Origin of the sequence: Parasphingomonas caseinilytica (assembly GCF_036663755.1) — a bacterium.
Taxonomy (GTDB): Bacteria; Pseudomonadota; Alphaproteobacteria; order Sphingomonadales; family Sphingomonadaceae; genus Sphingomonas.
Map to the genome: position 1 here is coordinate 426802 of NZ_JAXOJL010000001.1, position 18639 is coordinate 445440.

The 18639-nt window shown below is 65.7% G+C and carries 21 protein-coding genes and 1 tRNA gene; 9 read left to right on the forward strand and 13 right to left on the reverse strand.

Annotation, left to right across the window (positions count from 1 at the left end):
- Nucleotides 1-28: 28 nt before the first annotated feature.
- From U1738_RS01930 to corA, 8 genes are all read left to right on the forward strand, one after another.
- The gene (locus U1738_RS01930) at nucleotides 29-1003 is read left to right on the forward strand and encodes an alpha/beta hydrolase (protein WP_332787347.1); all 975 of its coding nucleotides are present in this window, start codon (nucleotides 29-31) and stop codon (nucleotides 1001-1003) included.
- Nucleotides 1004-1137: 134 nt separating this feature from the next.
- Nucleotides 1138-1623: an RNA pyrophosphohydrolase gene (locus U1738_RS01935; protein ID WP_332787348.1), complete on the forward strand. Its 486-nt coding sequence runs from the start codon at nucleotides 1138-1140 to the stop codon at nucleotides 1621-1623.
- Between the two features lie 63 nt (nucleotides 1624-1686).
- Nucleotides 1687-2565 carry a DUF481 domain-containing protein gene (locus tag U1738_RS01940; RefSeq protein WP_332787349.1) on the forward strand — a complete coding sequence of 293 codons (879 nt, stop codon included), beginning with the start codon at nucleotides 1687-1689 and terminating at the stop codon, nucleotides 2563-2565.
- A 201-nt stretch (nucleotides 2566-2766) separates the two neighbouring features.
- The gene (locus U1738_RS01945) at nucleotides 2767-3975 is read left to right on the forward strand and encodes a hydrolase (protein WP_332787350.1); all 1209 of its coding nucleotides are present in this window, start codon (nucleotides 2767-2769) and stop codon (nucleotides 3973-3975) included.
- The gene (locus U1738_RS01950; RefSeq protein ID WP_332787351.1) at nucleotides 3972-4985 is read left to right on the forward strand and encodes an arginine N-succinyltransferase; all 1014 of its coding nucleotides are present in this window, start codon (nucleotides 3972-3974) and stop codon (nucleotides 4983-4985) included. The genes U1738_RS01945 and U1738_RS01950 overlap by 4 nt, the downstream gene beginning before the upstream one ends.
- Before the next feature lie 131 nt (nucleotides 4986-5116).
- Nucleotides 5117-6373 carry an N-succinylarginine dihydrolase gene (locus tag U1738_RS01955; protein ID WP_332788196.1) on the forward strand — a complete coding sequence of 419 codons (1257 nt, stop codon included), beginning with the start codon at nucleotides 5117-5119 and terminating at the stop codon, nucleotides 6371-6373.
- Nucleotides 6374-6438: 65 nt separating this feature from the next.
- Nucleotides 6439-6657, forward strand: coding sequence for a hypothetical protein (locus tag U1738_RS01960; protein ID WP_332787352.1), 219 nt, complete (start codon nucleotides 6439-6441; stop codon nucleotides 6655-6657).
- 74 nt (nucleotides 6658-6731) lie between these two features.
- Complete coding sequence (corA, locus tag U1738_RS01965) at nucleotides 6732-7700, forward strand: magnesium/cobalt transporter CorA (protein WP_332787353.1); 969 nt, start codon at nucleotides 6732-6734, stop codon at nucleotides 7698-7700.
- Here corA and U1738_RS01970 read toward each other — a convergent pair.
- The 8 genes from U1738_RS01970 to U1738_RS02005 all read right to left on the reverse strand — a co-directional run bounded on the left by U1738_RS01970 (nucleotide 7695) and on the right by U1738_RS02005 (nucleotide 12988).
- The gene (locus U1738_RS01970) at nucleotides 7695-9266 is read right to left on the reverse strand and encodes a ShlB/FhaC/HecB family hemolysin secretion/activation protein (protein ID WP_332788197.1); all 1572 of its coding nucleotides are present in this window, start codon (nucleotides 9264-9266) and stop codon (nucleotides 7695-7697) included. The genes corA and U1738_RS01970 overlap by 6 nt on opposite strands.
- A gap of 81 nt (nucleotides 9267-9347) precedes the next feature.
- A complete protein-coding gene (locus tag U1738_RS01975) occupies nucleotides 9348-10376 on the reverse strand; it encodes a hypothetical protein (protein WP_332787354.1) in 1029 nt (342 codons plus the stop codon).
- A gap of 238 nt (nucleotides 10377-10614) precedes the next feature.
- The gene (locus tag U1738_RS01980; RefSeq protein WP_332787355.1) at nucleotides 10615-10872 is read right to left on the reverse strand and encodes a hypothetical protein; all 258 of its coding nucleotides are present in this window, start codon (nucleotides 10870-10872) and stop codon (nucleotides 10615-10617) included.
- 3 nt (nucleotides 10873-10875) lie between these two features.
- On the reverse strand, nucleotides 10876-11202 hold the full coding sequence (locus U1738_RS01985) for a hypothetical protein (RefSeq protein ID WP_332787356.1): 327 nt from the start codon (nucleotides 11200-11202) through the stop codon (nucleotides 10876-10878).
- 22 nt (nucleotides 11203-11224) lie between these two features.
- Nucleotides 11225-11686 carry a hypothetical protein gene (locus U1738_RS01990; RefSeq protein ID WP_332787357.1) on the reverse strand — a complete coding sequence of 154 codons (462 nt, stop codon included), beginning with the start codon at nucleotides 11684-11686 and terminating at the stop codon, nucleotides 11225-11227.
- Nucleotides 11687-11733: 47 nt separating this feature from the next.
- The gene (locus tag U1738_RS01995) at nucleotides 11734-12099 is read right to left on the reverse strand and encodes a hypothetical protein (RefSeq protein ID WP_332787358.1); all 366 of its coding nucleotides are present in this window, start codon (nucleotides 12097-12099) and stop codon (nucleotides 11734-11736) included.
- Between the two features lie 34 nt (nucleotides 12100-12133).
- Nucleotides 12134-12610 (reverse strand): helix-turn-helix domain-containing protein, encoded by a 477-nt coding sequence (locus U1738_RS02000; protein ID WP_332787359.1) that lies wholly within the window; start codon nucleotides 12608-12610, stop codon nucleotides 12134-12136.
- Between the two features lie 301 nt (nucleotides 12611-12911).
- Nucleotides 12912-12988 (reverse strand) — tRNA-Arg (locus U1738_RS02005).
- 101 nt (nucleotides 12989-13089) lie between these two features.
- Between U1738_RS02005 and U1738_RS02010 the strand changes: the two genes are divergently transcribed.
- Nucleotides 13090-13617, forward strand: coding sequence for a hypothetical protein (locus U1738_RS02010; RefSeq protein ID WP_332787360.1), 528 nt, complete (start codon nucleotides 13090-13092; stop codon nucleotides 13615-13617).
- Nucleotides 13618-13757: 140 nt separating this feature from the next.
- On the opposite strand, the gene U1738_RS02015 is transcribed toward U1738_RS02010, so the two are convergent.
- From U1738_RS02015 to hemB, 5 genes are read right to left on the reverse strand one after another with little or no spacing between them, the layout of a single operon-like run.
- Nucleotides 13758-15983 (reverse strand): fused MFS/spermidine synthase, encoded by a 2226-nt coding sequence (locus U1738_RS02015; RefSeq protein ID WP_332787361.1) that lies wholly within the window; start codon nucleotides 15981-15983, stop codon nucleotides 13758-13760.
- Nucleotides 15980-16513 carry a GNAT family N-acetyltransferase gene (locus U1738_RS02020; RefSeq protein ID WP_332787362.1) on the reverse strand — a complete coding sequence of 178 codons (534 nt, stop codon included), beginning with the start codon at nucleotides 16511-16513 and terminating at the stop codon, nucleotides 15980-15982. Before U1738_RS02020 ends, U1738_RS02015 begins: the two co-directional genes overlap by 4 nt.
- Nucleotides 16510-17052 carry a GNAT family N-acetyltransferase gene (locus U1738_RS02025; RefSeq protein WP_332787363.1) on the reverse strand — a complete coding sequence of 181 codons (543 nt, stop codon included), beginning with the start codon at nucleotides 17050-17052 and terminating at the stop codon, nucleotides 16510-16512. Before U1738_RS02025 ends, U1738_RS02020 begins: the two co-directional genes overlap by 4 nt.
- Nucleotides 17049-17579 (reverse strand): GNAT family N-acetyltransferase, encoded by a 531-nt coding sequence (locus U1738_RS02030; RefSeq protein WP_332787364.1) that lies wholly within the window; start codon nucleotides 17577-17579, stop codon nucleotides 17049-17051. Before U1738_RS02030 ends, U1738_RS02025 begins: the two co-directional genes overlap by 4 nt.
- Entirely contained in the window at nucleotides 17576-18568 is a 993-nt protein-coding gene (gene hemB / locus U1738_RS02035) for a porphobilinogen synthase (protein ID WP_332787365.1), read from the reverse strand. Before hemB ends, U1738_RS02030 begins: the two co-directional genes overlap by 4 nt.
- Nucleotides 18569-18639: the final 71 nt, after the last annotated feature.

Genomic DNA, 18639 nt, shown 5'->3' on the forward strand with positions numbered 1-18639 from the left:
CGCGCCAGCGACGGGAGCAGGAGAGACCATGACCGAACCGTTCGTCCGCGCCGACACCAAGGCATTTCTGGCATTTTTGAACGCCATTCCCGGCCCGAAGATGCACGAGCTGGATGCCCCTGCCGCCCGCGCGCAGTTCTTTGCGATGAAGGACATCGCCGACCCGCCGGTCGGGCAGCTCGGCACGCGGCTGGACCTTTCCATTCCCGGGCCGGCAGGTGACATTCCCGCGACCCTGTTCGATCCGCGCGCGTCGCGCGAACCGGGTCCGGCGGTCGCGTTCTTCCATGGCGGCGGCTTCGTGATCGGCAATGTCGAAACGCATGCCAGCTTCTGCGCGGAAATGGCGCGGGCGATGGACCTGCCGGTGATCTCGGTCGATTACCGGCTCGCCCCCGAAGCACCCTGGCCCGCCGCGCCGGACGATTGCGAGGCGGCGGCACGCTGGATCGCGGAGAGCCCGGCTGAACTGGGCCGTGCCGTCACCAGCCTGATCGTGGCGGGCGACAGCGCGGGCGGCAATCTGGCCATCGTCGTCGCCATGGCGTTGCGCGATGCGCCGGCCAAGGTGCCGGTGATCGCGCAACTGCCCTTCTACCCCGCCGCCGATATGAGCCGCGAATATCCCTCGTTCAGCGAGTTCGCCGATGGCTATCTGCTGACGCGCGCGGGGATGGAGTGGTTCCATACGGCGTATGCGGCGGAACTCGACCATGTCCGCACCTCCCCGCTCACGGGCGACCTGTCCGGCCTGCCGCCCGCCGTGGTGGTGACGGCGAGCCTCGATCCGATCCGCGACCAGGGCCGCGCTTATGCTGCTGCGTTGGCCCAAGCCGGCGTGCCGGTGGTGTTCCGCGAGGCCAAGGGGAACATCCACGGCTTCATCACCTTGCGCCAGGCGATCCCGTCTTCGGTGGGTGACGTTGCTGGGGCGTTCGCTGCGCTCAAGGCGATCGTGATGGAGGCCGAGGGCGAGCGGGTTATGGCGCAGGCTGCGGCCTGAGTTTAAGCCACTCCGTCCCCCGTCCGTGCTGAGCCTGTCGATGCACTGCCCTTCTTGGCAGGAAGAAAGGGCGGTGCTTCGACAAGCTCAGCACGGACGGATAAAGGGATCAGGACGCACACATTGAGAGATTTATGATCGACCCCGACACCCTCCCCTACCGCCCGTGCGCCGGCATCATGCTCCTCAATCGCGATGGACAGGTGTTTGTCGGACAGCGCCTGGATGCGACGGTGGAGGCGTGGCAGATGCCGCAGGGCGGGATCGATCCCGGCGAGGATCCTGAGACCGCCGCACTGCGCGAACTCGGCGAGGAAACCGGCATCGCGCCGGACAAGGTCGAGCTGATCGCGATCGCTCCGCACGATCTGAATTACGATCTGCCGCCGGATCTGGTCGGCAAGGTGTGGAAGGGCAGATATCGGGGCCAGTCCCAGCGCTGGTTCCTGTATCGCTTTCTGGGAGAGGATAGCGCCGTGAACATCGCCACGAAGCATCCCGAATTCAGCACCTGGCGCTGGATCGATCCTTCGGATTTGCCCGGCGTAATCGTGCCGTTCAAACGCGAATTGTACGAACAGGTGCTCGCGGCGTTCGCCGATCATTTGTCGGAGCGATGAAGCGAGCCGTACTTGCGATAGAACCGATGTAATTCCTGCGGTAGTTGCGATATCGGAATGGTTATGCGTGCACTGTTGATCCTAGCCCCCCTGCTGCTGGCCAACGCCGACATCCCGCCACAGATCCGGACGATGCTCGATGCGGCGATCGCCGGGGGCAATCCGTCCGAAGTGGCGATCGTCGAGAAATATGCGCGCGGCGCGGCGCCCGACAGCGCCGATGCGATCAGCGCGCTCGCCGATGGCTGGCGCCATCAGCGCGAGGAGAAGCGCCTGGCGCAGATCCGTGACGCGGGGCCGCTGCAATTGTGGACCGGCAATGCGGAGATCGGCGGCTATCTCACCACCGGCAATACCGAGAATATCGGCGTCACCGGCGCGCTGAACCTGACGCGCGAGAGCCTGGACTGGCGGCACAAATTGCGGCTTGCCGCGGATTATCAGGAAAGCCTCGGGCTGGTCAGCCGCGAGCGCTATGTGGCCGCGTACGAGCCGAACTACAAATTCTCCGATCGCGGATACGTCTATGGCGCGGCGCAATATGAGAGCGATCGTTTCCTGGGGTACGACACGCGTATCGCCGCCTCGCTGGGCGCGGGCTATAGCGCGATCAAGACGCCGGGCACGACTCTCAACCTCGAACTCGGGCCGGCCTATCGGCGCACCGACTTTACGGATGCCACGCACGAAAGCAGCCTTGCCGCGCGCGGATCGCTAGATTTCGGCTGGAAACTTTCGAACGCGATATCGCTTACCCAGGCGGCATCGGCTTACGTCCAGCATTACAACAGCACCGTGACCGGTACGACCGCGCTGAATGCCAAGCTGATCGGGCCGTTGGCGGCGAAGTTCTCGTACAGCGTGCAATATGAGAGCATGCCGCCGGTCGGGCGCGTAGGGACGGATACGACGAGCCGGGCCTCGCTGGTTTATAGTTTCTAGCGGACCCGTTCGTTTAGACCCGGGCGCTTCCCCGGCGAAGGCCGGGGTCCAGTCGCGCAAGTGTTGATCACTATGCGCAACGCACGATCACTTCTGTTTCCCGACTGGGCCCCGGCCTTCGCCGGGGAAGCGATCGATAAGTTCATGCCAAAGCCATAGGCGGGGTGGAGCGATCGTGCGGGAGCGGCTAGGCTCGCGCCGATGACGCCTCTTACCGCCATTGAACATGATCTACTGGAAGCCGCGCGCGCGCAGCCAATGCTGGCGCAGGTCGAGCGCTGGGCGGCGATCAATTCCGGCACGCGCAATCTGGTGGGGCTGGCGCAGATCGCAGGGGAATTGGTCGACGCCTTCTCCGCTTTGCCCGGCGAGATCACTTTGGCCTCGCCCGCAGCGGCGGAAAGCGTGGGCACCGACGGCACCGTGTCGGCGATCGAGCATGGGCGGCATCTGCATCTGAACGTGCGCCCCGACGCGCCGGTGCGGATGCTGTTCACCGGGCATATGGACACGGTCTATCCGAGCGATCATCCGTTCCAGAAGCTGACGATGCGGGACGATGGGACGCTGAACGGTCCCGGCGTCGCCGATATGAAGGGCGGCCTCGCATTGATGCTCGCGGCGCTGACCGCGATCGAGGCGTCGCCGTTTGGGGCAAGGATCGGGTACGAGGTGCTGATCAATTCCGACGAGGAAACCGGCTCTTTTTCCTCCGCCGCGCTGATCGCGCAGGCCGCGCGCGGGAAGGTCGCCGCGCTTACATATGAACCTGCTTTGCCGGACGGTACGCTGGCCGGTGCGCGAGGCGGGACGGGGAATTTCTCGATCGTCGTGCATGGCCGCAGCGCCCATGCCGGGCGCAATCCCGAAGAGGGCCGCAACGCGATCCTCGCCGCGGCCGATATCGCGCTGCGGCTGGCCAAAGCGCGCGGGCCGCGCCTCGCGGTGAACCCGGCGCGGATCGATGGCGGCGGCCCGAACAATGTCGTGCCCGATCTCGCGGTGTTGCGGGTGAACTTCCGGCCCGCGACGACTGACGAGATCGCCCGCGCGCAGGCGCAGATCGACAGCGCGGTGGCGATGGTCGGCGCGAAGCACGACGTGCGCATCGAGGTGCATGGCAGCTTCAACCGCCCGCCCAAGCCGATCGACGCGGGCGCCGAGAAACTGTTCGCTTTGGTCAAATCGAGCGGAGCGGACCTCGGGCTTGACATTGCGTGGCGGCATAGCGGCGGGGTGTGCGACGGCAACAATATCGCGGCATGCGGCGTCCCGGTCGTCGATACGATGGGCGCGCGCGGCGGCGCGATCCATTCGGCGGACGAATTCCTGATCGTCGATAGCCTTGCGGAGCGCGCCGCGCTTTCCGCCCTCACCATCGCGCGCATCGCGCAGGCAGGACGTTTATGACCTTTCGCATTCGTGTCGCGCGGCCCGACGATCTTCAGGCTTTGTATGAAATGGCCAAGCTGACCGGCGGCGGGTTCACCAATCTGCCGCCCGATCGCCGCGCACTCGGGTCCAAGCTGGATCGCAGCCAGGAAGCGTTGGCCAATACCGATCCCAAGGGCGACGAACTGTTCGTGCTGGTGCTGGAGAACGTCGCGACGAACGAGGTGCGGGGCACCTGCCAATTGTTCACGCATGTCGGGCAGCGTTATCCGTTCTACAGTTACCGGCTGGGCAACCTGACGCAGCACAGCGCGGCGCTGAGCCGCACGTTCCGCGCCGACATGCTGTCGCTCGCCACCGATCTGGAAGGATCGAGCGAGGTCGGCGGGCTGTTCCTGCATCCGGGCGAGCGCGCCGGTGGTCTCGGGCTATTGCTGGCGCGGAGCCGGTATCTGTTCATCGCGCAGCACCGCGCGCGTTTCGCCGATCGCATCCTCGCCGAATTGCGCGGCGTGATCGACGAGGCTGGCGGATCGCCGTTCTGGGATGGGCTGGCCGGGCGTTTCTTCGGGATGAATTTCCAGGATGCCGACCAGTTCAACGCGGTGCATGGCCACCAGTTCATCGCCGATCTGTTCCCCAAACACCCGATCTACACTGCGATGCTGAGCGAGAGCGCGCGTGCCGCGATCGGCCTGCCCCACCCCAGCGGCCGTGCAGCGATGCGCATGCTGGAGAATGAGGGGTTCGCATACGAGAATTACATCGACATCTTCGACGGCGGCCCGACGATGACCGCCAAGACCGACCGGGTGCGATCGATCCGCGAGGCGAAGACCGACCGGGTCGTCGCGGTGGAGGACGATGGAGGGGAGCAGGCGCTGGTGGCGTTTGGCGAACTGGGCGATTTCCAGTGCGCCTTTGGCGGAGTGCGCGAGATCGAGGGCGGGATCGCGATCGACCGGGTGTGCGCCGGGGCAATCGGGGCGAATGCGGACGATCTGGTGATGCATGTTGGGCGAGTTTGACTAAGCCCCTCCCCTTCAGGGGAGGGGTTGGGGTGGGGCAGTCCGGTCTCGAAGAGACCAGCACCAGTTTCTGCGGCACGGCCCCACCCCAACCCCTCCCCTAAAGGGGAGGGGCTCAAGTTAGGATGACGATGCTCAAGGAAATCAACTTCGACGGGCTGATCGGGCCGAGCCACAATTATGCCGGCCTCAGTCACGGCAATCTCGCCGCGACGGGCAATGCCGGGCGCGTGTCGCGGCCGCGGGCTGCCGCGCTCGAGGGGATCGCCAAGATGCGTGCCAACCTCGCGCTCGGGCTGACGCAAGGGATTCTGTTACCGCATGCCCGTCCGGACCATCTTTGGCTGGAAAGCCTCGCCACGAATTATGCCGAGGCCGCACCCCATCTGCAGGCGCAGGCGCTGTCCGCATCGGCGATGTGGGCGGCGAATGCGGCGACCGTGTCGCCTGCCACGGACAGCGCCGACGGGTTGAGCCACCTGAGCGTCGCCAATCTGGTGACGATGCCGCATCGCAGCCACGAATGGCCCGAGACGCTGGCGCAACTCCGACTGGCTTTCGCAGACCCCGGCTTCGCGGTGCACGGCCCCGTTCCCGCCCCGTTCGGCGACGAAGGTGCGGCGAACCATATGCGGCTGTGCACCGAACACGGCGCGCCTGGCGTCGAAGTGTTCGTATATGGCGTGTCCGGCGGCCCCTTCCCCGCCCGCCAGCATATCGAGGCGAGCGCCGCCATCGCGCGCCGCCACCGGCTCGATCCGGCGCGCACGATCTTCGCGCAGCAATCCGTCGCGGCGATCGCGGCGGGCGCGTTCCATAACGATGTCGTCGCGGTCGCCAACGAGCGCGTATTGTTCGCGCACGAACAGGCGTTCGAGGATCGCGACGGTTTCCATGCCGAATTGCGCGCCAAACTGCCCGAGATCGAGATCGTCGAGGTGCCCGCCGCCCGCGTCAGCCTAGCCGATGCGGTGTCGTCCTATCTGTTCAACGCACAGCTTGTCACGCTGCCGGGCGGCGGCGGGATGGCGCTGATCCTGCCCGGCGAGGCGCGCGAGAACGCCAATGTCTGGGGCTGGTTGCAGGACATGATCGCCGGCAACGGGCCGATCCGGCGGCTGGAAGTGGTGGACGTGCGCCAGTCGATGGCCAATGGCGGCGGGCCGGCGTGTCTGCGGCTGCGCGTCGTAGCGGATCCGACGCGGGTCGATCCGCGCTTTCTGGTCGATGACGCCAAACTGGATATGATCGCGGGCGTGGTCGAAGCGCATTGGCCCGAGGCGATCGACATGGCCGACATCGCCGATCCCGCTTTGATCGCCCGGATCGAAGGTGCCCGCCGCGCGCTGCTCGACGCGCTGGGCATTGTCGAATTAATTTACATTTAACCGCATTCGTTAAGACGGGAGGACGCGTTTCCGCGCTTGGCCTGATGATTGCTTAACATGCGACCATGTGGACGAAATTCGCCAAGCTGTTCGTCATCAAGACGAAGTTCGAAGCCTTTCTGGTGATCTACGGTCTCGGCTTGGGCGCGGTCGAGCGGGGGGTGCATTATCTGGAGCAATATCCCGGCTATGGCGGCTGGATGCTGTTCGCCTGCTGCCCGATCGCGGTGTTCATGGCCGGCGCCCGCATCCTCGATTCACTGGAACGCCAAAGCACTGATTGAGGGCGATTTAAGGGCGCGACGCCGCACCCGTGCTTTGCTAGTCAGACGGAAACGTCCGTCATGAGGTGCCTCCGTTGAGCGTCGTTGCCGCCTATCTCTACCGCGATGGCAAGCGGATCCGCGACATCGCGATCGACGAGCCCTCGCCATGCGGCGGCAATCCGTCCGAATTCGTCTGGATCGGCCTGCTGGAGCCGACCGAAGACGAATTGCGCACGTTGCAGGAGCAATTCGGCCTGCATCCGCTGGCGGTGGAGGATGCGTTGAAGGCGCACCAATTGCCCAAGGTCGATGTCTACGGCGACCAGTTGTTCGTCATCGCGCGCACCGCGCACCGGGAGGGCGACAGGATCGCGTACGGCGAGACGGCGACGTTCGTCGGGCGCAACCACATCATCACCGTCCGCCACGGATCGGCGCGCGCGCATAGCGACCTGCGCGTCCATCTCGAGGCGTCGCCCGGCCTGCTCCGGCTTGGAGTGGATTATGTGCTGCATTCGATCCTCGATTTCATCGTCGACGGCTATCTGCCGATCGTCGAGGCGATCGAGGAAGAGGTGCTGGAAACCGAACAGCGCGCGATGAACGCATCGCTGATGAAGGATGAGACGGCGCGGCTGTTCGCGCAGCGCCGCGACGTGATCCGCTTCCAGCGCATTGTCGGCCCGATGGTCGAGGTCGCCAACAAACTGGCCAATCTCGACATGCCGTGCATCGATGCCGAGGCAAAACCGTATTTTCGCGACGTGCTCGATCATGTCCGTCGCGTCGAGAACATGGTCGGCGGCCTGCGCGATTCGCTGACGTCGGTGTTCGAGGTGAGCGCGCTGCTGGAACAGCAACGTCAGGGCGAGATCACGCGGCAACTCGCCGCCTGGGCCGCGATCCTGGCCGTGCCGACCGCGATCGCCGGGATCTATGGCATGAACTTTGAATATATGCCGGAACTCAAATCACGCTGGGGCTATCCGATCGTGATCGGCGTGATCGCGGTGATCTGCATCGCGCTTTACGCACAGTTCAAGCGGGTGCGCTGGCTATAGGGTGAGCCGCCACGCGACCGAGATGCGCCATTTCTCGCTATATCCAGGGTAAGGATCGTCGATCGTCCGCGCCGCTTCCAGCCCGAGTTCCGCTTTCTCGCGGTAGCGCGCGCGGACCCCGATTCCGGTCGAGGCCAGGCTGTAGCTCTGCCGGCCGAAACCCCGGTCGGCCAGACCGACCGACCCGCCATCGACGAAGCAATAGAGTTCGCTTTGCGCAAATTTCGCGGCGCGGATCGGGCGAAGGGCGATCTCGGCCGATCCGCCCGCGCCACGATCGCCGGTCAGCAATCCGGTGTCGAACGCGCGGCCAACGCCTTCGCCGCCAATCGCGAAACGCTCCGCGGCCGGCAGGCGATCGGCGCTATATTGTCCGCTCGCCGACAGCCGGACGAAGGCGCGCTTGCCGATCTGCTGCGCGGCGTTGGCGGCCAGATTGCCCTTGAAGAACTTCGCCTCGGCCAGCGGAAACGTAACGCGCGCGCCGAGCAGGTCGAGCCCGCGCGAGACCGATCCGCTGACCGAGAGGGAGCGCCGCTCGCGCGCCATAGCGAAGCTGCCGGCGATGCGCAGCGCCCGCGTCCGTTCGGTCGCGATCAGATTGCCGAACGCGGCATTGTCGCTGTTCAGCCCGTCCACGCCGATGCTGATATCGCCCGAACGATGAAAATCGCGCAGCCAGGGATAGGCGATCGACAGGCCGGCGAGCTTAGCCTTGCCCGTGATGTTCAGTCCCTTGGGCCGCGTCTGGAGATAGGCGGCGTTGGCGGCGATCGTCAGCCCGCTGGCGGTGAGCGGCGCGGTATAGCCGATCGCGCCGTAGCGATAGCGGCGGAAGTCGCTGGCGGTGCTGGCGTTGAAGCTCAACTGGTCGCCGTCCGTGGCGAGGCCGTAGAATTCGGCGGTCGCATCGAATTGCCCGTCGCCGAGCAGATCGACGCCGCGATTGCTGAAGCCAAGCGAGAATTTATGGCGTTTCTGCTTCGGCGTGACGGTCAGCGCCAGCGCGCCATCGGCGGCGGGATCCTGGAAATCACTGTCGAAGGTAAGGCCGGGGATAGCGCGGGCCAGGGTGATCTGCCGCTCGAACGTGGCGCGGGTCAGTGGCGCTTCCTCCGTCATCCGCGCGAGGCGGCGGCGCAGGAGTGCGTGACCATCGCCCTTCACCGTCACGGCGGCGACCTTGCCCTCGGTCAGCAGCACGATGATCGTGCCGCCGCTGAAATCCTGTTCTGGGATCGCGACCGTGTAGAGCGCGACCTCGGTCTTGGCATAAGCGGTCGACAGGGCCGCGGCGAGCAGTTGCAGGTTTTCGGCGCTGGCCGGCTTGCCGAGAAAGGCACGTGCCGCCTCCGCCACGGGTGCCGGGGCCTGCGCGCCGCGAAAGGCGATGCCGGCGATCGGCGTCTGCGAGCCTTTGGTGGCGATCACCGTCTTCTCGCGTTCGGGCGGCGCGTTGCTCGGCGTTGCGGGCGGGCGGGCGCGATCGATGCGGTTGCGGTCGATGACGATATCGGATGGGCCGCTCTGCGACGGCAAAGCAGCGGCGAGCAGCAGGGCGATCATCGCCACGGCCTATCCCCTTTTGTCATGATATGGCGCGAAGTGACGAGGCGCGCGTTCTGCGACGCGCGCCTCGATCGTTGATCAATGCCCGGTCAGGCCGCCCACCTTGCCGGTCAGCCCACCGACGGCGGTGGTGACGGGTGCCAATGCGCCAGCGGTGTTCACCCCGCCGGTCGCGGTCGCGCTGCCGTTGACGCTGCCGGTGATATTGCCGGTAATATTGCCGGTCAGGCCGCTGGTGACGCCGCCCACCACGGCGGTGACGGGTACGAGGACGCTGCCATTCGCACCGCTGGTGACGCCATTGACGACCGTCGTGACTGGGACGAGTGCCCCGCCCGTCGTGCCGCCGGTGACGCCGTTCACGACCGTCGTGACCGGGGCGAGTGCCCCGCCCGTCGTGCCGCCGGTGACGCCGCTCACGGCCGTCGTGACCGGAGCCAGCACGCTGCCGGTATTCGCCGCGGCACCCACGTTGACCAACGCGCCCGAATTGCCGAGATTGACCGCCGCGACGGTGCCGGTCGCCACCACCGGTGACAGGACCGATACACCGAGCAGGCCGGACCCGGCACTTGCCCCGGTGACCGTCTTGGACGCCAGATCGATTTTCACGACCTCACCCAGCTTGCCGCCGGCACCGTTCAGGAGCAGCGACTGGCCCTGCCCGAGATCGACCAGGCTTTGACCGGTTTTGGCCAACACGTTGGTGACGGTTCCCGTGATCGTGGTGGTACCCGGCGCCAGGCCGTTGATCTTGGTGGTGAGCGCGTTTTGCTTGCCCGACAGACCGATCACCGTATTGCCGGCCGTGACCAGAACCGCACCGACCACCGGCACGCCGGAAGTCGTCATGCCGCCCGTTCCGGTGCCGGTGGATCCAGTGCTGCCCGTCGATCCGGTGCCCGAACCCGTGCCTGTGCCGGACCCAGTGCCGGAGCCGCCGTCGGTCGTGCCGCCACTGCCCGTATCGGTAGGCGTGGTGCCGACGGAGGTCGTTCCCACCGAAGCGACACGATACGATCCCGAACTGCCACACGCCGCCAACGACAATGCGCCGACGGAAGCAAGCAAGATGCCGAAAGGCTTAGTATGTGATTTGTTGAACATGACACGCCTCCTTTAAGTCCAGTCAAGCCGGTTGGCTTGATGGAATTAAATGACCAAGAGACTTTCAATGTTCCGTAGATTGATAGTTAACCTATTATTAGGCTACATTTTGCTTGAGAGCGTCAAATAGAAACCAAATCTATTCTATTTATACTTCAAATTGGTTTGAGTATTGAACAGCTTCTGGTCTGGAGAACGATATCAAAACGCAAGCTCTCTCAATCGCGACGGTCGGCGATCAATGAACGCGAGGCGGGAATTCCTCGCCGCTACGCTCCAGCAACGCGATGGCGTGGGCGATATGGGCACCGGCGATATGTTCCTGCTGGGCATCGAGCAGCGCCAGCGCATGGCGCAGAAGATCGAGCGCTTCGCTCAATCCATCGCCATCTGCTTTTTCAACCACGTCGGCCCCCGCCTCACTTGAGAAGCGCCCCAGGGCTTCCTTCGTCGCGGGGCCTTGAATCGATGCGACAATAGATCGGCTTTCTAACATGGATCAGATGGCGAAATCCAGATAGTCCGTCATCAATTTCCGGCCCCGCTCGCTCAGCGCGACGACCATAGGCGTATCGTCGTTGCAAGTGATCAGGCCGGCGGATGCCAGCCAGTCGAGATAGCGTTTCGCGATTTCATGCGAGACTCCCGCTGCGGCGAGCAAGTCCGGGGCGGGCAAGGGCCGATCGTCGTCGTCATGCGCGCTCAAGGCCAGCAGCAGGTCCCAGCCCGGCTCTCCAAAACCGTCACGTTGCTCGGCAAAGACGTTGTCGCGCAAACGCCGCGCCTGCCTGAACCGCGCCGCCAGCCGTGCATGCTCGGCGGACATCATGGACGACGCTCTTTTCGGGTCACGCCGGCGCGATCCCGGGCGATGGCTTCCAGGGCGAATCGGGATCGCCGGATCGTCGTCGACTCCGGTGCCGCCACGCGCCCGCCGCCGTGGCGAGCACCATCGGGTAGGCCCAGATCTGCGCCTGGATGGCATAACCGATGGCCAGCATCCCCGGATCGAGCAGCTTGGCCAGATGCGCGACGATCGCGGCCAATTGCCACCCCGCCACCCATAACGGCCAGAACCGCGTCGACCGCCATGCCAGCACGGTCAGCGCCGCCAACAACAGTACGTCGATCGCCGCGGTGCCGATCACCGCCGAGCGATACCCGGCGGCGTCGACCATCCAATGCACCGGCAGGCCCAGCGTATAGCTCAGCACCAGCAACGCGGCCCCCACCCGCTCGGGCGCGCCGCCTCGCAGCAGCGCGTAGCCGCAGCACAGGATCAGCAGGGTCAGGAAAAGCAGCAAGCTCACGAGTAAGCGCGTTCCTTACCTGACCCGGTATCGTCAACCCCACCCAATCAGGCGGCATCGACGATGGCCAGAGCCGGTTGCGCGGCGACCTGACCGCTCGGGGCGAATTCGTCCGGTGTGTCGCCATAATCGCCGAAGGACACCGTTCCCAGGCCCATGTCGCGCTGCACCTGGCGGAACACCAGATGCGCCTCGTGCACGGCCTTGCGCGCCGCGATCAGGTTGATGTTGGCGCTCGCCAACTGTTCGAGACCGGCCTGACCGGTGTGAAGCGGCAGTTTGGCGTTGCGACGGCCTTCGATGGCGATCGCCTGCAATTTGGCCTGCCCGACCAGCGCGGCATCGAGGTTCTTTTCGATCGCGATCAATTCGGCCGCGGCTTTGCGAGTGAGTTCGAGACGGGTGTTCAGCATCGGAAAAGCCCCCATGACGGGGCAGCCCCCGCCGTTAGCGTGTCAACCGATGGACGGCATCTATCACCGGACGGGCAACGGACGGGAGCCCGTTGCCGACCGATGTCGCCAGCGCCAGCGCCACCAACGAGCCGATCGCGATCGTCGCGATCCACCCGAGCGTTTGCGTCAGCGTCAGCGAATTGCGTGGGCGATGGGGCGACGGCCAGGGCCGCGACATCGCCGATACCTCCATCGACGAGGACACCCCTGCCGCCGGCTGCTGGGCTTCGGATACCCGCGCCGGATCGCCCCCCGATGCTGCGCGGGGCACATCCCCGAACGCCATCGCCGCCGCCTCGCGCCGGTCACGCGCGCCGAGCTGCTCGACCGCTTCGGCGATGTAGCCATCCACGGTGGATTTGCTGATTCCCAGCGCGATGGCGATTTCCTTGGACGTCGCCTGCCGATCCCAGACCAGCCGGAGGCACTCACGCTGGCGCGGGCTGAGGTGATCGATCGGCAAGGTCACGAAACAGCAATACCTTCGGGTCGCCATCTCATACGCGTCGCGTTCAAGTCGTCCTTAAGACGATCGCAAGGTGATCCATCACTCGAAGATTCCGGTGGATACTGGTTCACACTCGAACATCCATGCCGCTAGCGAAGACGACATGGCACATCGCACATGCGGCCCACCCGAGTCTCTAGGGAATGGCTCCAGATCAGGTCCGCATCCCGATCTTGCGACGTCGAGACGCAGGGAATTGGCGGCCACTTCGCGCCATAAAAACATAAACCCTGCCAAGTCGATGACCTGGCAGGGTTTATGTTGGTGCACCCAGAGCGATTCGAACGCCCGACCCTCAGATTCGTAGTCTGATGCTCTATCCAGCTGAGCTATGGGTGCGTGGAGGCGGTGCAATAGAGGCGGGTTTGCAGGTACGCAACCCCGTATCTTGTTCGTACGAAGATTGCGTGTCGCTTTTTGCGCGCATAGAGCGATTGCCGATGACACAGCCCCACAAAATCGCCCCTTTCACTCGCCTGCTTCTGTTGGGCGGTGCGATTCTCGCCGTCGGAGGCTGTGTCGAGAAGAGGTCGGCGACCTATCCTTCGCTCCTGCCGCGCCCAATCGAGAGCCGCAGCGATGCCGAACCGGCGGTGGTGGCCCCTGTGGTCGAACCCGATCCGGCGCTCGACAAGATCATCGCCACCAGCCTTGCGGGGGTGGAAACCAACAAGAAGGATTTCGCCATCGCCGCGACGCGGGCCGAATCGGCGGCCAAGGTCGCCAAAGGCGACAAGGTGGGCGGCGACCGCTGGATCGAGGCGCAGACCGCTTTGGCCGACCTCGACATCATCCACGCGCAGGCACTGAGCGTCGTCACCGATCTGGAGCAAGCGGCGATCGCGCGGGCGGCGGACGGCAAACCGGCCTATCCCACGCTCGACAGCGCGCATGCGTTGGCTCAGGCGGAACTGGAGGCGGAAACGGCGACGGTGGCGCGGTTGCAGGGGCTATTGCCGGCGGCGTGAGCTAACGCCTCTCTTCCGTTCGTGCTGAGCTTGTCGAAGCACGTGCCCCCCGCACATACCACCGCGCTTGGGACACGCCCTTCGACAGGCTCAGGGCGAACGGGAGGTTCGGTGTCTATATTATGGAGATGGGGGACCCCCTACCTGAACGCCTTCACCAGCGGCAGGATGGTCGAATAGTCATCCGTCCAGGGCGTGAAGCCCGGATACGCCGTCAGCGCCGCCCAGCGCCGGTCCCGCGCCTTCAGCGCCGCGATCACCGACGGATCGTGCGACAGCGCGATCCACGCCGATCCGGTCACCGCCACCCCCGCATCGGCCGGGCGGCTGAAAGTGAGCGCCGCCGCGCTCCAACCGCCGGCTTTAGCAGCAGTGGACACGACGGGTTCCAGATCGAGAAAGCGGTTCGAGATATGCACGAGCAGCACGCCGCGCGGCGACAGGACGCGCCCATAGGCCGCGAAGGCCTCGCGCGTCATCAGATGCATTGGCACCGAATCCGACGAGAAGGCATCGAGCGCGAGCAGGTCGAGCGTCGCCGGAGTCTCGGCCTGCAAGCGCAGGCGCGCATCGCCGATCTCGATTCGGGCACCACCCGGCAAACAGCGCGACAGGAAGCTGAACTGTTCGCGCGCGATGCGCACCACCGCCGGGTCGATCTCGTAGAAGCGCCAGTCCTGCCCCGGCCGCGCATAACAAGCGAGCGTCCCCGCCCCCAGCCCGACCACACCGACCCGGGCGTTCGGCCCGTATAATGCGGGCAAAGCGAGCATCGCCTGCCCCACGCCCGATTGCGGCACGTAATATGCTGTCGGCGTGCGCTCGCGCGCGATGCTGCCTAGCAATTGCGTGCCGTGGATCGTCGTGCCGTGCGCCAGTTGTCGCACGGTGGCATCGTGAGTGACGGTGTACACCCCGAAATAGCTGCGCACCCGCGCGTCCGGCTCCATCGAGATCAGGATCGAGCGATAGCCGCCGAACGCCACCAGCGCGCCGGCCAGCACGATGACGAACGCGGCGCGAGAACCAACGACCACCAACCCCAAAGCGACGACGATCAGGAAGACGAAGCCCGGTGCGGGCATCGCCTCGCTGCCCGAATGCGCGGCGCGGATCATCACCGCCAGCACGACCGCCGCCATGATCCCGGCGATGCCGAGCGTGATGAAGCGATATCGCGCGGCCGATCCCTGCCAGAAGCGCCGCACCTGCGGGATCAGGAAGCCTTGCGGCACCAGCGCACCGGCGGCGAGGATCAGTAGCGGATATTCGTAGGTCCAATCGAACACCAAAGGCGCGACGAGCGCGGCGAACACTCCGCCCAGCGCCCCGCCGACCGACATTGCAAGGTAGAAGCCGGTCAGCCGGTCCGGGGCCGGTCGCAGCCGGTACATCGCGGTGTGGAGCGCGACCGAGGCCATGAACAGCAATACCAGCGCGAGGCCGGCGTTGAGATACGGCTTTTCCTGATATCCGCCGACCATCACGCCGCCGAACAGCAGGATGGTCACCGGCGCGATCCGCGTCAGGATGTCGGCCAGGTCGCGGTTCGCCGCGAAGGCGATCGTGAAGCTGAGCAGGTACAGGCCGAGCGGCAGCACCCACAGCAGCGGCATCGCGACAATATCGGTGGTGATATAGGTCGATGTCGCGAGCATCAGGCCCGAGGGCACGAAGGCGAGCGCGATCCACAGCGCCACGCGCGACCGGGGCGGTGCCGGGCTGACGGCCTCGGTCTGCGCCGCCACTGCGGTCGTGCGCGGCAGCCGGAAGGCGCAGGCGGCGACCAGCAGCACGACGATCGCATAGCCCGCCGTCCACAACCAGCTCTGCCATCTCACCGCCAGCATCGGCTCGACCAGCAGCGGATAGGCGATCAGCCCGCCGAAGCTGCCGAAGTTGGATGCCGCGTAGAGGGCATACGGGTCCGCCCCGTCGCTCGACACGCTGAACCAGCGTTGCAGGAGCGGCGCCTGTGCGGAGATCGCGAAGAACAGCGGCCCGATCGACGCCGCCAGCAGCCACGGCACCCACAAGGCCGGCGCGGCATCGGCGGGCAATTGCATAGCGCTGAGATGCAGCGGCAACCACAGCATCGCCGCGACCAGCACGGCGAGATGCACCAGCGCCTGCCGCCGCGCGCTCAACCGCCCGAGCCAATGCGCATAGGCATAGCCGCCGAGCAGCAACGCCTGATAGACCAGCATCGCCGAATTCCACACCGCCGGCGCGCCGCCCAGCCGTGGCAAGGCCATCCGCGCGACCATCGGCTGGACGAGGAACAGCAGGAACGATCCCGCCAGGATCGCGGCGACGAACAACCGCCGCCGGCCTGCGCCCCCCGCACTCCCCGTTCCAGTCGTCACGCTGGGCGATCGATGCGGTAGTGGATGTGGCGGCGTAGCGGATCGCCTTCGGCCAGAGCCGGGTGGTCGAAATCGCCGTCGTCGACGCGCGTCATGCCGATCCGCTCCATCGCGCCCCAACTGGCGACATTGCCCTGAACGGTGATGGCATGGACCGCCGGCCAGTCCCGGTGCGCCCAGGCCCAATCGAGACAGGCCGAGGCCCCCTCCCGCGCAAGCCCCCGCCGCCAATGATCGGGCGCGATGCCCCAGCCGATTTCCGGCAGGCCCGCGATCGGCGTGCCGTCCGGCCCGGGCTTGATCCCGCAATAGCCGATGAACCCGCCGGTTTCGCGCAGTTCGACCGCCCAAAAACACGACCCGTAATTGGCGAGATTGGCCACCTGCCGCGCCGCCGCAGCCGCGGATTCCGCCATCGGCAATGGTGGCCCCAGATGCTGCATGAACGCGGCATCGTTGCACATCGCATTGTGCAACGGCACGTCCGCATCACGCCAGCCGCGCAGGATCAGGCGTTCGGTCGTAATCATTTCGTCGGCCGATCAATCACATAGACGATCATATCGCCGATCGGATCGTCGTTATCGCTAAACCGCGGGTGGCGAAAATCCAGATCGGGCCGCCGCACCATGCCGAGCCGGATCATCAGGCCCCAGGACGGCGCATTGTCCGGATTCGTCCAGGCCGCGATGCGCTGCGCGGGGGTATTCGCCCAGCCCCAATCCCGGCTCGCCTCCGCCGCCTCGCGCGCGATGCCCTGCCCCCAATGCCGTTCGGCGATGCGCCAGCCGAGTTCGTACATGCCATCGACCGGAGTATCCGGGTGGCCGCCGATCCTCAGCCCGCAAATTCCCGCCAGCGTGCCGTCGTTGCGCATCTCCACCGCCCACATGCAATGGCCATCCGCCTGCTGTTTCGCCATCTGGGCGTCGATCAGCAGATCGATCTGAGGGCGTGGTTGCACGCCGCCGAAATGCACCGTCATCGCCGGCGTGTTGATGATCGCCTCGAACGCGGGTTTGTCGTCCTCGCGCCACGGACGAAGGATCAGGCGCGGCGTTTCGATCATGCCAGGCGGTCGATCGCGAACACGACGCTCTGCCGGCGATGATCGTCATCCGGGAAGGCCGGATGCCGGAAATCCAGCTCGGCCAGATGGCGCATACCGAGCCGTCGCATCAATGCCTGGCTCGGCAGGTTGCTGGCGGCGGTGATCGCCATGACGCGCGGGGCATCGCGGTTCGCCCAGACCCAGTCGATGCTCGCCGCCGCCGCTTCCAGCGCATAGCCCAGACGCCAATGCGCACGCGCGATCATCCAGCCGATTTCCACCTCGCCCTCGATCGGCGTCTTCTCCGCCCCCGGCTTGAGACCGCAGAAGCCGATCGTCTCACCGCTGTCGCGCCGCTCGACCGCCCAGAAGCCCAGCCCGACATCGCCATAGCCGAGATGCCGCGCGATCGCCGCGTCGCTGTCGGTTGCGCTCTTCACCGGGCCGAGATCGGCCATCACCAACGGGTCGGCCCACATCGCGTGCAAAGCCGCGCGGTCGGCCGGCGTTTGCGGGCGCAGGATCAGGCGTTCGGTCTCGATCACGCCGCCAGCAACCTCGCCGCATGCAGCGCGTGATAGGTCAGCACGCCCGAACAGCCCGCGCGCTTGAACGCCATTAGCGTTTCCAGCACAACCGCATCGCGCTCTGCCGCGCCGGCCGCGACCGCCGCCTCGATCATCGCATATTCGCCCGACACTTGGTACGCGAACACAGGGACTTGGAACTCGCTCTTCACGCGCAAGATGATGTCGAGATAGGGAAGACCGGGTTTGACCATCACGCTGTCCGCGCCCTCGGCAAGATCGAGCGCGACCTCGCGCAGTGCTTCCTCGGCATTGGCGGAATCCATCTGATACGTCTTCTTGTCGCCCTTAAGCAGCCCGCGCGAACCGACCGCGTCGCGGAACGGGCCGTAGAAGCCACTGGCATATTTGGCGGCATAGGACATGATCTGGACGTTGACGCGGCCCTCGGCCTCTAGCGCCTCGCGGATCAGCCCGACGCGGCCGTCCATCATATCGCTGGGCGCGATGATGTCCGCCCCTGCCGCCGCCTGGTTCAGCGCCTGCCCGACCAGCATCTCCGCGGTCCGGTCGTTCAGCACATAGCCGCCCTCGTCGAGCAACCCGTCATGGCCATGCGCGGTATAGGGATCGAGCGCGACGTCGGTCAGCACGCCGACCTCCGGTACCGCGTCCTTCAGCGCGCGGATCGCCCGGCACATCAGATTGTCGGGGTTCAGCGCTTCCTCGCCGCCCGCCGTACGCAAGTGCGCCGGCGTGTTCGGGAACAGGGCGATGCAGGCGATCCCGGCATCGCGCGCCTCCTTCGCCCGCGCGACGATATGATCGACCGACCAGCGCGACACACCCGGCAGGCTGGCGATCGGCTCTTCCACCCCCTGCCCTTCGGAGATGAACAACGGCCAGATCAGGTCGGCCGGCGTCAGGACGGTTTCGGCATGGAGCCGGCGGCTCCACACGCTGGCGCGCGTACGGCGCAGGCGAAGGGCGGGATAGCTTGCGGACATGGCCGTGCTTTTGGAACCTCGGCCACGGTCAAGCAAGACATAGTCGATATCGCTTGCCAGATGGATTTATG